At 71.6% G+C, this 12298-nt stretch carries 12 protein-coding genes; 6 read left to right on the forward strand and 6 right to left on the reverse strand.

The genetic code is table 11. The features are described from left to right. Both OG395_RS31805 and OG395_RS31810 read right to left on the reverse strand, forming a co-directional pair. Positions 1-642, reverse strand: a complete 642-nt coding sequence (locus OG395_RS31805; RefSeq protein WP_327245994.1) for an ABC transporter permease — start codon at positions 640-642, stop codon at positions 1-3. Further along, a complete protein-coding gene (locus tag OG395_RS31810) occupies positions 639-1769 on the reverse strand; it encodes an ABC transporter ATP-binding protein (protein ID WP_327245995.1) in 1131 nt (376 codons plus the stop codon). The genes OG395_RS31805 and OG395_RS31810 overlap by 4 nt, the downstream gene beginning before the upstream one ends. Positions 1770-1910: 141 nt before the next feature. Between OG395_RS31810 and OG395_RS31815 the strand changes: the two genes are divergently transcribed. The 3 genes from OG395_RS31815 (at position 1911) to OG395_RS31825 (ending at position 5268) form a co-directional block, all read left to right on the forward strand. Beyond that, positions 1911-3482, forward strand: a complete 1572-nt coding sequence (locus OG395_RS31815; protein ID WP_442818778.1) for an aromatic amino acid ammonia-lyase — start codon at positions 1911-1913, stop codon at positions 3480-3482. After that, positions 3479-4330: a MurR/RpiR family transcriptional regulator gene (locus tag OG395_RS31820; protein WP_327245996.1), complete on the forward strand. Its 852-nt coding sequence runs from the start codon at positions 3479-3481 to the stop codon at positions 4328-4330. Before OG395_RS31815 ends, OG395_RS31820 begins: the two co-directional genes overlap by 4 nt. Positions 4331-4680: 350 nt before the next feature. After that, positions 4681-5268 (forward strand): hypothetical protein, encoded by a 588-nt coding sequence (locus tag OG395_RS31825; RefSeq protein ID WP_327245997.1) that lies wholly within the window; start codon positions 4681-4683, stop codon positions 5266-5268. A gap of 182 nt (positions 5269-5450) precedes the next feature. Here the strand turns inward: OG395_RS31825 and OG395_RS31830 are convergent, their stop codons facing one another. The 4 genes from OG395_RS31830 to OG395_RS31845 all read right to left on the reverse strand — a co-directional run bounded on the left by OG395_RS31830 (position 5451) and on the right by OG395_RS31845 (position 7634). Continuing rightward, complete coding sequence (locus OG395_RS31830; RefSeq protein WP_327245998.1) at positions 5451-5825, reverse strand: hypothetical protein; 375 nt, start codon at positions 5823-5825, stop codon at positions 5451-5453. Between the two features lie 77 nt (positions 5826-5902). Beyond that, positions 5903-6367, reverse strand: coding sequence for a roadblock/LC7 domain-containing protein (locus OG395_RS31835; RefSeq protein ID WP_327245999.1), 465 nt, complete (start codon positions 6365-6367; stop codon positions 5903-5905). A 38-nt stretch (positions 6368-6405) separates the two neighbouring features. Further along, a complete protein-coding gene (locus OG395_RS31840; protein WP_376338003.1) occupies positions 6406-7209 on the reverse strand; it encodes a helix-turn-helix domain-containing protein in 804 nt (267 codons plus the stop codon). After that, positions 7206-7634 carry a hypothetical protein gene (locus tag OG395_RS31845; protein WP_327246000.1) on the reverse strand — a complete coding sequence of 143 codons (429 nt, stop codon included), beginning with the start codon at positions 7632-7634 and terminating at the stop codon, positions 7206-7208. The genes OG395_RS31840 and OG395_RS31845 overlap by 4 nt, the downstream gene beginning before the upstream one ends. A 266-nt stretch (positions 7635-7900) precedes the next feature. On the opposite strand from OG395_RS31845, the gene hutU reads away from it, so the two are divergent. From hutU to OG395_RS31860, 3 genes are all read left to right on the forward strand, one after another. After that, positions 7901-9559, forward strand: coding sequence for a urocanate hydratase (hutU, locus tag OG395_RS31850; protein ID WP_327246001.1), 1659 nt, complete (start codon positions 7901-7903; stop codon positions 9557-9559). A gap of 107 nt (positions 9560-9666) precedes the next feature. Next, positions 9667-10911: an allantoate amidohydrolase gene (locus OG395_RS31855; RefSeq protein WP_327249518.1), complete on the forward strand. Its 1245-nt coding sequence runs from the start codon at positions 9667-9669 to the stop codon at positions 10909-10911. Then, positions 10902-12287, forward strand: coding sequence for a formimidoylglutamate deiminase (locus OG395_RS31860; RefSeq protein ID WP_327246002.1), 1386 nt, complete (start codon positions 10902-10904; stop codon positions 12285-12287). The genes OG395_RS31855 and OG395_RS31860 overlap by 10 nt, the downstream gene beginning before the upstream one ends. Positions 12288-12298 lie beyond the last annotated feature (11 nt).

The following is a 12298-nucleotide window of genomic DNA, read 5'->3' on the forward strand; positions in this document are numbered from 1 at the left end:
TCAGGCCCTCTTCCGCTTCCAGGGGGTGAGCGCGTACTGCACGGCGACCAGCAGGGCGTCCGCGACCAGTGCGAGCAGCAGGGTCAGGGCGATGCCGACGATCACCGGTGTGGGGAAGTTGCGCTGGAACCCGTCGGTGAAGAGCTGGCCGAGACCGCCGTCGCCGATGTACGTGGCCACGCTGACCAGCGAGATCGACATGACCGTGGCGATCCGTACGCCCGCCATGATCACGGGGAGGGCGAGGGGGAGCTCGACGGTGAACAGGACGCGCAGGGGGCGGGTCCCCATCGCCTTGGCGGCCTCGCGGGTGCGCGCCGGGACGGAGTCGAGGCCCTCGACCGTGTTGCGGAGGAGGACGACCAGTGTGTAGACGGTCAGGCCGATCACCGTGGTGGTGCGGGTGAGGCCCGAGACCGGAAGCAGGAGCACGAAGACCGCGATGGACGGGATCGTGAAGAGGATGTTCGACAGCCCCAGGAGGAAGCCGCGCAGGGGGCGTACCCGGTGGGCGAGGACGGCCAGCGGGAGCGAGATCAGCAGGCCGAGGAGTACGGCGGTCAGGGCGGCCTGGAGGTGGGAGACGGTCAGCGTGGCGAGGTCACTCGCGTGGTCGGATATCCACGACCAGTCGATGGTCATGCGCTGCTCTTTCCGGCCGGGACCGTCGCGGGCCGAGGAGGCTCGACCGCTGCGGAGTGGGCGGCGCCCGCCCGTGCGTGCACGGCCTCGCGTGCGGTGACCCCGGTCAGGACGCCGTCGTCGTCGATCCTGGCTATCAGTCCGGCCGGTGAGGCGACCGACTCGTTCAGCGCGGAGAGCAGCGAGTCCGTGTCGCGCAGCGGCCGTACGGGGAGGAGCGCGGCGTCTCCTGCCCGGCCCGGCGGGGTGGCTGCCGGGTCGAGCCAGCCGAGGGGTTCGTCCTTGGCGGAGACGACCAGTTGCCAGTCGGTGCGCCCGGCGGGGGCGGTTTCGTCGGCCCGCACCGTTGTCGCCGGTTGCCGGGGGAGATCCGCGAGCGCGCTCAACGAGAGCAGTTTCAGGCCGCGTTCGGCTCCCAGGAAGTCGGCGACGAAGTCGTCGGCCGGGCGGGCGAGGAGTTCGGCGGGCGGTGCGCACTGAACGAGATGGCCGCCGGTGCGGAAGACGGCGATCCGGTCGCCGAGCCGTACCGCCTCGTCGATGTCATGGGTGACGAAGACGATGGTCTTGTTCAGCTCCTGCTGGAGACGGAGCAGCTCGTCCTGGAGCTGGGTCCGCACGACGGGGTCGACCGCGCCGAACGGCTCGTCCATCAGCAGGACCGGCGGATCGGCGGCGAGCGCGCGGGCCACGCCGACGCGCTGCTGCTGGCCGCCGGAGAGCTGGTGCGGGTAGCGCTTGGCGGCGTCGGCCGGAAGCCCGACCGTCTCCAGCAGCTCGGCCGCGCGGGCCCGGGCGCGCTTGCGTCCGTGGCCCAGCAGCAGCGGGACCGTGGCGATGTTGTCGAGGATCGTGCGGTGCGGAAAGAGTCCCGCCTGCTGGATGACGTAACCGATGCCTCGCCGGAGCTCGGCGGCGTCCGCTTCGAGGATGTTCCGGCCGCCGAGCGTAATCGTGCCGGAGCTCGGATCGACCATCCGGTTGATCATCCGGAGAGTGGTGGTCTTGCCGCAGCCGGACGAACCGACCAGGACCGTGATGCCGCCCTCCGGCATGGTGAGGCTGAGCTCATGAACTGCTGTCGTGCCGTTCGGGAAGCGCTTGTTCACTGCGTCGAATTTGATCATCAGTCGTCCCTTGCCCCGGCTGCATATAGTCATGCAGAGTTCTCGTTGGCTGAATAGATTGTCAATGCCTCGGGGTAAAACACTGGTGACAGAGGCCCGAAAGGCAGGATCGAGTGTCCGGATGGGGAGTGTTTGCGCATGATGTCGTCTCACATGATGGACTCCTCGCCCTTCGGTGGATGGGCCGCGGACCACGCCGTCTCCATCGTCGAGCTCGACGGAGAGACCCTCCCCGTCGCCGATGTCGTCCGGATTGCCCGCGGCGCCGCCCGCCCCGTGCCCGGCGCCGAGGCGATGAAGCGGGTCGACCGGTCCTGGGCGGCCGCCCGGGAGCTCGCCGCGACCGGGCGGGTGTACGGGCGATCCACCGGGGTCGGCGCCAATCGCAACGAGGAGGTCCCGACCGAGGCCGCCGCCGACCACGGGCTGCGGTTGCTGCGCAGCCACGCCGGGGCCATCGGCGAACCGCTGCCGGCCCGCGAGGTCCGCGCGATGCTCGCCGTGCGCGCCAATCAGCTGCTCGCGGGAGGCGCCGGGCTGCGGCCCACCGTCGTCACCGCACTCTGTGAGGCGCTGGAAGCGGGGGCGCACCCGGTGATCAACGAGTTCGGTTCGGTCGGCACCGGGGACATCGCCGCCCTCGCCCAGGCCGGCCTCGCGCTCGCCGGGGAACACCCTTGGCGAGGGCCCGGTGCCGCCCCCGAACCCCAGCCGCTCGACAACAACGACGCCCTCGCCCTGATCAGCAGCAACGCCCTCACCCTCGGTCAGGCCGCCCTCGCGCTCGACGAGTTGCGCCGGCTCGTCACCGCCACCGAGGTGGTCGCCGCGCTCTCACTGCTCGCGGTCGACGGATCGTACGAGGCGTACGCCGAACCGGTCCACGCCGCCCGTCCGCACCCCGGCTCGTACCGGGTCGCGGCGCGGATGCGGCAGCTGCTCGGTGCCCCCGACCGCCCGGGACCCCCGCTCGGCCGGATTCAGGACCCGTACGGCTTCCGCTGCCTGCCGCAGATCCACGGGCCCGCGCAGGACGCCGCCGACGCGCTCGAACGGGTCCTCGCCGTCGAGATCAACGCCGCTGCCGAGAACCCGCTGATCTGTCCGGACGCCGGTCTCAACGACAGCCCCGCCGCCTACCACCACGGCGGTTTCTACATGGCCCAACTCGCCCTGGCGCTGGACCACTTCAGGCTCGCTGTCGTGCAGGTCGCGCGACTCTCGACCTCCCGGCTCTCGGCGCTCAACGAGCCGTCCTTCACCCGGCTGAGGCCCTTCCTCGCCGACGGTGAACCCGCCTCCTCGGGCGTGATGATCCTGGAGTACGCAGCCGGAGCCGCCCTCGGAGATCTGCGGGCGTACGCCGCGCCCGCCTCGCTCGGCCACGCCGTGCTGTCCAGGGGTGTGGAGGAGCAGGCGAGTTTCGCCTCGCTGGCAGCCCGCCAGACGCTGCGCGTGTGCGGCGCCTACCGGCAGGTCGTCGCCTGCGAACTCGTCTCCGCCGTAAGGGCGTTGCGCCTGCGTGATCTGCGGCCCGATCCCGGTCTGCCGGTCGGGCGGGCATTCGCGCTGGCCGATTCCCTGCTCGAAGGGGAGTTCGCGGACCGGCCGCTCACCGATGATGTGAAGGTGGCGGCCGGGGACCTGCTCGACCGCTGCACGGACCTGTGGAACACCGATCTCACCAGCACGAGCACTAGGGGGACAGCATGAGCGGGAGCAGCCCGGCCGCGCGGTTGCAGCAGCTCTTCGAGGGGCACCGGCTCACGCCCACCCAGCGGCGGATCGCGCACTCGATGGTGCGCAGGGCCGGGGACGTCCCGTTTCTGTCGAGTGTGGAGCTGGCCGAGCTGGCCGGGGTCAGCCAGCCGTCCGTCACCCGATTCGCCGTCGCGCTCGGGTTCGACGGGTATCCGGCGCTGCGCAGGCATCTGCGGGAGGTCGCGCCCGGACCCGCCGAGGGAGGTGCGCGCGCCGCCGCCGACACGTACAACGAGTACCAGCAGGCCGTCCGAGCCGAGATCGAGAACCTGCAGCACCTCGCCGAACTCCTCGCCGACCCCACTCCGGTCGAGCGGGCGGGGCGGCTGCTCGCCGCGTCGCGCCCGCTGCCGGTGCTCGGGCTGCGCGCCGCCTCCTCGCAGGCGCGGGGATTCGGCTACTTCGCAGCCAAGGTCCACCCGGATGTGCGCGTGCTCGACGAGGGCGGCAGCATGCTGCACGACCGGATCGACGCCGCACGCAGGGCGGGGGCGAGCGCGCTGGTCTGCTTCGCGCTGCCGCGCCATCCCAAGGAGGTCGTGGACGCGCTCGCGTACGCCCAGAAGCAGGGACTGACCGTGGTGTCGGTCGCCGATTCGGCGTTCGCCCCGGTGGCCAAACACAGCGACCTGCTGATTCCCGCCGCCGTCGGCACCGGACTCGCCTTCGACACGGCGTGCGCGCCGATGCTGCTGGGTCGGGTGCTGCTGGAGGCGATGTGCGACGACCTGCCGGACGCGCAGGCGCGGCTGGAGGAGTTCGACGCGCGGGCGGCGGCGCGCGGGCTGTTCGTGGAATGAGGGCGTGACGCACGGGATGTGGCTGCCGGGCCTCCCGGCGGGGTGAGCGCCCGGAGGCTGTCGTCGGCGCCCGGGGGACCGGGCGGACGGCCGACGCCGACTCCGACGTCGGGGCTGCGGCTGGGCGGGCGGTCGTCGGCATCCGGACCGTGATCGCTTCCGGCACTGAGGGACCCGGGAATTCGCCGGCTGGGAACGGCTCCGTGGTGGCGAGTCCGCCTGCGCCGGGGCGGGACGGCAGGGCGGGTGTCCGGTGCCGAGGGAAGTCCGGCCGGTGGTCGGCATTCCTCGCCGATTCTCAGACACCGCTCAGATACGACCATTAATCTGCGCCCCGAGAATCAGCATCGATGGCTGTCGAGAGGGGTACCGACGTGGGGCGCGGAGCGCAGTCGCTGGCGAGGGTGGCCGTGATCGTACGGGCCGGAGCCGTACCGCTGTGGTGGCCGGGGCTGCTCGCCGCCGCCGTCGGTGCGCTCGTCCCGGGGCTCACCGGCCGTCGGATCGGACTGCTCGCCGGAGCCGCGCTCTTCCTGATCACCGCGGTTGTGGTGGCGCTCGCACACGGACGCAGGTACACGGAGCTGGCGAGGGCCGCCACCCGTGCCGGGCGGACGGACTTCCTCCAGGACCGGGCCGTGACCGTACGCAACTGGCGGCGCGGGCACCGGTGGTGGTTGCTGGGCGGGTTTCTCGTGGCGATCGCCGGCGGATTCGTGCTGCCCGGCGCCGGTGGGCTGATGCTTGCGGGCGCGGGGGCCGGTCTCTGGGCCAAGTCCGTCCGGATCGGGCAGCGGGAGCGGAAGGACGACGTCCTGTACTGGGTGCGGACCGACTGGGTGGAGAAGGGGCGGCCCGCGGGCAAACAGGTCGCGGCATACCGGACGACCGGGCCGGTGGCGGGCGACGCCGCGCCCGGTGGGGCGCGGCGCCGCTGAGAGCCTGTCGGGTGACCTTCGATCGGAGAGCGGACGCGCCATGGTGCGTGCGATTCCAAGGCGCCGGGATGGCCTTGTAGCGGAGCTATCAGGGCATTTCGGCAACGCCGGAAGCGTGCGTGCCATGGCGTGGCCGCCCGATCAGAGGTCACCCGACAGGCTCTGAGGGCGGTCTGCGGAGGTCAGACCTCCAGTTCGGCCTCGATCCGCTTCAGTTGGTGGCGGGCCATCGCCAGGTTGGCGCGGCCGGCGTCCAGCACCAGGTAGAGGAAGAGACCGTTGTTGCCGCGCGCCTTGAGCAGCCGGATCAGGTGGTACTGGGCGCCGAGGGTGATCAGGATGTCCTCGATCTCGTCCTTGATGCCGAGATGTTCCATGGTGCGGAGCTTGGCGCGTACGACATCCGTGTTGCCCGCGGCCGCGACCTCCAGGTTGAAGTCCTTGCCACCGCCGAGGGTGCCCAGCGCCATGCCGCTCGTGTAGTCGACGAGTGCGACACCGAGGGTGCCCTCGATGGACGTCATTGCTTCCTTGAGTGACGCTTCGGTGTTGGCCATGAGTGCTCGTTTCCTTTCCTTGCCGGCCGAGGTGACCGGCTCCGTTTTCTGGCGTTCCTGGTGCGGTGTGACGGGCGCTACGTGCGGTGAGGGAGGGGGCCGGGGGGCGGGGTCCGTGGGCGCGGGGCATGCGGGGCCGGCGCGGGTTGTGCGGTGCGTTTCAGTGCGGTGTCGACCAGTTCGCCGATCCGGGCGCTCGCCCGGCGGCCTTCCAGGTGGAGCCGACCGACGTTGATCCGGTCCTCGGCCAGGAGTGTGAGGACGGCGGAGGAGCCCGCCGCGTACGTGGCGATGTAGCCGGTCTCGCCGCGTACGAGCAGTTCGCGGAAGCCGCCCCGGCCGGTCGCCTCCGCCATCCGGAGCGCGACGCCGAGCGCGGCCGCGGTGAGCGCGGCCACACCCTCCGCCTCGACTCCCGGGGTGTCCTGCGCCAGGACGAGGCCGTCGGTGCTGGCGGCCAGCGCGCCCGCGAGGAGCGGCACCCGGGCCCGTAGCCGCTGGAGTTCCTCCAGGACGTCCTGGACTTCGGCCTCGGGAACCATCGGCTGTCTCCTCCCGGCACGCTGTCTGAGCGCGCGTATCACAGGGCCTCCAATGCGTCTCTGAGCCGGCGCAGCAGGGCGACGTCGGGGTCGGCCGTGACCTCGGGAAGCGTGATCCGGCCGGGCGCGGAGGCGGACGGGGCCGCCGTCTGCCGGACCGCTTCGACCAGTCCGGCGGCCGTGAGCCGCCGAAGGTCGACGAGGATGTGGAACGCCGAGCGGCCCAGGTGCTGGGCGATGTCGGATGCCGTACGTACTCCGTCCACCAGGTCGAGTACGCGGCGCCGGCGTGACGGGACAGGAGAGTCGACGGGATGGGCCGCCCGGGCGAGCGGGGCGGTGTCGGTCACCGCGTCGGGCCAGATCCGGTCCAGCAGATCCCGGCGCCGGAGCGTCTCGCGCTGCACGGCATCGACGGGGACGGGGTGCACGGGGCCGATCCAGTGCGAGACCCCGTAACGGAACCGGGCCGGGGTGCGGGTGGGGGCGAGGGCGAAGAAGGCGGCGTCGTACAGCGCACTCAAGTGGCAGAGCTCCAGTGCGCCGCCGGGTATCCGTCCGCTGTCCACCAGGTAGCGGCCGACCCGCTGCCCGGCGCCCGCCCGGGCGACCGCGTCCCACCAGCCGTCGCGGTGCAGGGCGCCGCTCGCGGTGAGCAGGATGTCGAGGCCCGGTGTCGAGGGGCTCTCGGCGTGCACGACCTGGCCGTCGGCGAGGTAGAGCGTGCCGCGGTCGCGCATCAGGGCGCCGGTGGCGCGCTCGGCGGCGAGACGCTGGAGCATGGGGGAGAGGGCGGAGGCTGCTCTCACGGGGAAGGTTCTCTCGGGCGCGGTGGTTCTCATGCCAGGACCAGCCGCTCCGCCACTTCGCCCAGCCTCATCCGGGCCAGCGCCAGGTTGCCGTCGGAGCGGTCGAGCCACAGATGCAGGAAGACGCTGCTGTCGAAGGCCGTCTCGACGAATCGGATGATGTGGTAGGCGGCGCGGGTGGTGACGATGACGTCTTCCACCGGTGGCGCGGTGGCCGTCGCGGTAACGTCGTTCTCGCCCGGGCCTGCTAAGGGTTCCGGGACGGAGAGGGCGAACGCGGGCTGCTCCGCCGCCATGCGCGCCACCTCGGCCGTCTCGGCGGCGGTCGCCTCGTGATCGCCGTTGGGCGAGTCGCCGATGGTGCCTAGGGCGAGACCGCTCGTCCAGTCGACCACCGCGGCGCCGCGGGCACCGGACAGCCTCATGACTTCGAGCAGACACTCGTCGATTCCGGGCACGCGGATTCCCTCCCGACCAGACGTGCGGCTGTGACCCAGAGGCTACGCAACGTGCCTGCCCCCGGTGGGAGTTCTGGCACTTTCCATTGGTACATGCGGAAGGCGGCCGGAAACAGTCGGCCCCGCCGCCGCCCCTGTCATGTTCTGTCCGCGTCCGATGCCGCATCCCGTCTTCGGGGCAGGTCTTTCGGGCGCGCCTGTTGACTACAAGTATTCAGAACAGCAGGATGTGAATAGAAGCAACACAGTCGCGAGGAGGCATTGTCATGTCAGGACCCCGCCCCGTACGGGCACCGCGCGGTACTGAACTGAGCGCCCTGGGATGGCAGCAGGAAGCCGCCCTCCGCATGCTGCAGAACAATCTCGACCCCGAGGTCGCCGAGCACCCCGACAAGCTCGTCGTCTACGGCGGCACGGGCAAGGCGGCGCGCGACTGGCGCTCGTTCGACGCGATGGTGCGCACGCTGCAGACGCTCAAGCAGGACGAGACGATGCTCGTCCAGTCCGGGCGCCCGGTCGGTGTCATGCAGACCCACGAGTGGGCGCCGCGGGTCCTGATCGCCAACTCCAACCTGGTGGGCGACTGGGCGAACTGGGAGGAGTTCCGCCGTCTGGAGGCGCTCGGACTCACCATGTACGGCCAGATGACGGCCGGGTCGTGGATCTACATCGGTACGCAGGGCATCCTGCAGGGCACCTACGAGACGTTCGCCGCCGTCGCCGCCAAGAAGTTCAACGGGACGCTGGCCGGGACGATCACCCTGACCGCCGGGCTCGGCGGCATGGGTGGCGCCCAGCCGCTCGCCGTGACCATGAACGACGGCGTCGCGATCTGTATCGACTGCGACCCGCGCGCCATCGAGCGCCGCATCGAGCACCGCTACCTGGATGTGCGCGCCGACTCCCTGGAGCACGCGCTCCAGCTCGCCACCGAGGCGCGCGACGCGCGCAAGCCGCTCTCCATCGGGCTGCTCGGCAACGCGGCGGAGCTGCTGCCCCGGATGCTCGCCGAGGGCGCCCCGATCGACATCGTCACCGACCAGACCAGCGCGCACGACCCGCTCGCGTACCTCCCGATCGGCGTCGACTTCGACGACATGGCCTCGTACGCCGCCGAGAAGCCCGCGGACTTCACGCAGCGGGCACGCGAGGCGATGGCCAAGCACGTCGAGGCGATGGTCGGCTTCATGGACGCAGGGGCCGAGGTCTTCGACTACGGCAACTCGATCCGCGGCGAGGCCCAGCTCGCGGGCTACGAACGGGCATTCGACTTCCCCGGGTTCGTGCCCGCGTACATCCGGCCGCTGTTCTGCGAGGGCAAGGGCCCGTTCCGGTGGGCCGCGCTGTCCGGCGAGGCGTCGGACATCCACAAGACCGACAAGGCGATGCTCGAACTCTTCCCGGAGAACGAGTCGCTGCACCGGTGGATCAAGATGGCCGGTGAGCGCGTCCACTTCCAGGGTCTGCCCGCCCGGATCTGCTGGCTCGGCTACGGCGAACGCGACCGCGCCGGTGAGCGGTTCAACGACATGGTGGCCTCCGGCGAGCTGGCCGCACCCCTGGCGATCGGCCGCGACCACCTGGACTGCGGGTCGGTGGCGTCCCCGTACCGCGAGACCGAGGCGATGCTCGACGGGTCCGACGCGATCGCGGACTGGCCGCTGCTGAACGCCATGGTCAACGTGGCGTCCGGCGCCTCCTGGGTCTCCATCCACCACGGCGGCGGCGTCGGGATGGGGCGCTCCATCCACGCCGGTCAGGTGACCGTGGCCGACGGTACGAAGCTGGCGGGCGAGAAGATCCGCCGGGTGCTGACGAACGACCCCGGAATGGGGGTCATCCGGCACGTCGACGCGGGGTACGACATCGCGGAGTCCGTTGCCGCGGACAAGGGCGTGCGGGTTCCCATGACGGAGGGGCAGTGACCCTGCCGGGCGGAGGCGGCTCCGTGGAGGCCGAGGGTTCCCCGGCGCCCACCCTTCCCCATGGCCCGCAGGGACCGGGAAGGGCCGGGCAGCCGTCCTTCCAGGACATGTGGAAGGAACTTGCCCCCATCGGACGTCACGCCGAGAGCGGTGGGTACCGGCGGTACGCCTGGACCGGTGCCGATGCCGACTGCCGGGTCTGGTTCCGGGAGCAGGCCGAAGCGCGTGGGCTCGGGTACGAGGTCGACCGGAACGGGAATCAGTGGGCCTGGCTCGGGGATCCGCTCGGGGACGACGCCGTCGTCACCGGGTCGCACCTCGACTCCGTGCCCGACGGCGGTGCGTTCGACGGACCGCTCGGTGTGGTCTCCTCCTTCGCGGCGCTCGACGAACTCCGCCGCAGAGGAGTCGAGTTCACCCGGCCGTTCGCCATCACCAACTTCGGTGACGAGGAAGGGGCCCGGTTCGGGCTCGCCTGCGTCGGGTCCCGGCTCGCCGCCGGGCAGCTGACCGTCGAGAAGGCGCACCAGCTCCGCGACGGCGACGGCATCACGCTGCCGCAGGCCATGGAGGCGGCCGGGTACGACCCCGACGTCATCGGCCCGGACCCCGAACGGCTGGCCCGTATCGGCGCTTTCGTCGAGCTCCATGTCGAGCAGGGGTGCTCTCTCGACCTCACCGGTGATCCGGTCGGTATCGCCTCCGCGATCTGGCCGCACGGCCGCTGGCGGTTCGACTTCCGGGGCGAGGCCAACCACGCGGGGACCACCCGGCTCGTCGACCGGCGCGACCCGATGCTCACGTACGCCGAGACCGTGCTGGCCGCCCGCCGCGAGGCGGAGCTCACCGGCGCCCTCGCCACCTTCGGGAAGATCGCCGTCGAGCCGAACGGCGTCAACGCCATCCCCTCCCTCGTCCGTGGCTGGCTCGATTCGCGCGCCGCCGACCAGGACACCCTCGACGCCGTCGTCACCGGCATCGAGCGGGCCGCCCGGGAGCACGCCGAGCGTGCGGGCATCGATCTCGACGTCGTACGGGAGTCCTTCACGCCCGTCGTGGAGTTCCAGCACGCCCTGCGTGACGAACTCGGCAGGATCCTGACCGGCAGCGGCAGCGGCAGCGGCAGCGGCAGCGGCAGCGGCAGCGGCGACGCGGGCCGCGCCGTGCCCGTCCTCGGCACCGGTGCCGGACACGATGCGGGTATTTTGTCCGCTTCGGTCCCTACCGCCATGCTGTTCGTACGGAACCCCACCGGGATCTCGCACTCGCCGGCCGAGTACGCCGCCGAGGACGACTGCACGGCCGGGGTGATCGCACTCGCCGATGTACTGGAAGGTCTCGCGTGCAGCTGACAACGACACCGACGGGCGCGCACCGCACCGCCACGTTCTGGATGTCCCACGCCTGGCTCGGCACCCACGTCGAGCCGGGCGTGACCCTGGACGTCGCCGACGGGCGGATCGCAGGGATCCGCACCGGCGTCGATGCCCCGCCGCCGGGCGCCACCGTGCTGCGCGGGCTCACGGTGCCCGGTCTCGCCAACACCCACTCGCACGCCTTCCACCGTGCCCTGCGCTCCACCGTCCAGGTCGGCTCCGGCACCTTCTGGACCTGGCGCGAGCTCATGTACCAGGTCGCGGCCCGGCTCACCCCCGATACGTACTACGACCTGGCCCGTGCCGTGTACGCCGAGATGGCGCTGGCAGGCATCACCGCGGTGGGTGAGTTCCACTATCTGCACCACGCGCCGGGCGGAGCCCCGTACAACAACCCCAACGCGATGGGCGAAGCCCTGATCGCCGCCGCCGACGCGGCCGGGATCCGGATCACCCTGCTGGACACGGCCTATCTCGCCGCCGGGTTCGGGCAGCGGGCCGGCCAGTACCGGGAGCCCGACCAGCACCAGCTGCGTTTCTCCGACACCACCGCGGACGCCTGGGCCGAACGTGCCTCCCTGCTGAAGGGAAGCGACCACGCCCTGATCGGCGCGGCCGTCCACTCCGTACGCGCCGTGCCCGCCGGGCAGCTCGCGACCGTGGCGAAATGGGCCGAGGAGCGGCAGGCGCCCCTCCATGTCCACCTCTCCGAACAGACCGCGGAGAACGACGCCTGCCAGGCCGCCCATGGCTGTTCCCCCACCCGGCTCCTCGCCGACCACGGGGTCCTCGGCCCGCGCACCACCGGCATCCACAACACCCACCTCAGCAGTGAGGACATCGCGCTGCTCGGCGTCTCGGCCACCGGCACCTGCATGTGCCCCACGACCGAACGCGACCTCGCCGACGGCATCGGACCCGCCGTCGCCCTGCAGCGCGCCGGCTCGCCGCTCTCCCTCGGGAGTGACAGCCACGCCGTGATCGACCTCTTCGAAGAGGCCCGCGCGATGGAGCTCAACGAGCGTCTGCGCACCCATGCCCGCGGCCACTGGACGGCGGCCGCACTGCTGCGCGCCGCCACCGTCGACGGGCACGCCGCCCTCGGCCGGTCCGACGCGGGCACCCTGGAACCGGGCGCGCTCGCCGACTTCACCACCGTCGCCCTGGACTCCGTCAGAACAGCGGGACCGGTGCCCCGACTGGCTGCCGAAGCAGTCGTATTCGCCGCCTCCGCGGCCGATGTGCGCCATACGGTCGTGGCAGGCCGACACATTGTCCGCGACGGGCAGCACACGCTCGTCGAGGACGTCCCCGCAGCACTCGCCTCGGCCATCGCCGTCCTGCACGGCTGACCCCGGACCCT

This window comes from Streptomyces sp. NBC_01320 (assembly GCF_035974375.1).
Classification (GTDB): Bacteria; Actinomycetota; Actinomycetes; order Streptomycetales; family Streptomycetaceae; genus Streptomyces; species Streptomyces yanii.

Excerpts from the sequence above, each read along its gene's own strand:
- OG395_RS31805 (WP_327245994.1), bottom strand. The coding sequence starts at position 642 with ATGACCATCGACTGGTCGTGGATATCCGACCACGCGAGTGACCTCGCC.
- OG395_RS31810 (WP_327245995.1), bottom strand. The coding sequence starts at position 1,769 with ATGATCAAATTCGACGCAGTGAACAAGCGCTTCCCGAACGGCACGACA.
- OG395_RS31815 (WP_442818778.1), top strand. The coding sequence starts at position 1,911 with ATGTCGTCTCACATGATGGACTCCTCGCCCTTCGGTGGATGGGCCGCG.
- OG395_RS31820 (WP_327245996.1), top strand. The coding sequence starts at position 3,479 with ATGAGCGGGAGCAGCCCGGCCGCGCGGTTGCAGCAGCTCTTCGAGGGG.
- OG395_RS31825 (WP_327245997.1), top strand. The coding sequence starts at position 4,681 with ATGGCTGTCGAGAGGGGTACCGACGTGGGGCGCGGAGCGCAGTCGCTG.
- OG395_RS31830 (WP_327245998.1), bottom strand. The coding sequence starts at position 5,825 with ATGGCCAACACCGAAGCGTCACTCAAGGAAGCAATGACGTCCATCGAG.
- OG395_RS31835 (WP_327245999.1), bottom strand. The coding sequence starts at position 6,367 with ATGGTTCCCGAGGCCGAAGTCCAGGACGTCCTGGAGGAACTCCAGCGG.
- OG395_RS31840 (WP_376338003.1), bottom strand. The coding sequence starts at position 7,209 with ATGAGAACCACCGCGCCCGAGAGAACCTTCCCCGTGAGAGCAGCCTCC.
- hutU (WP_327246001.1), top strand. The coding sequence starts at position 7,901 with ATGTCAGGACCCCGCCCCGTACGGGCACCGCGCGGTACTGAACTGAGC.
- OG395_RS31855 (WP_327249518.1), top strand. The coding sequence starts at position 9,667 with ATGTGGAAGGAACTTGCCCCCATCGGACGTCACGCCGAGAGCGGTGGG.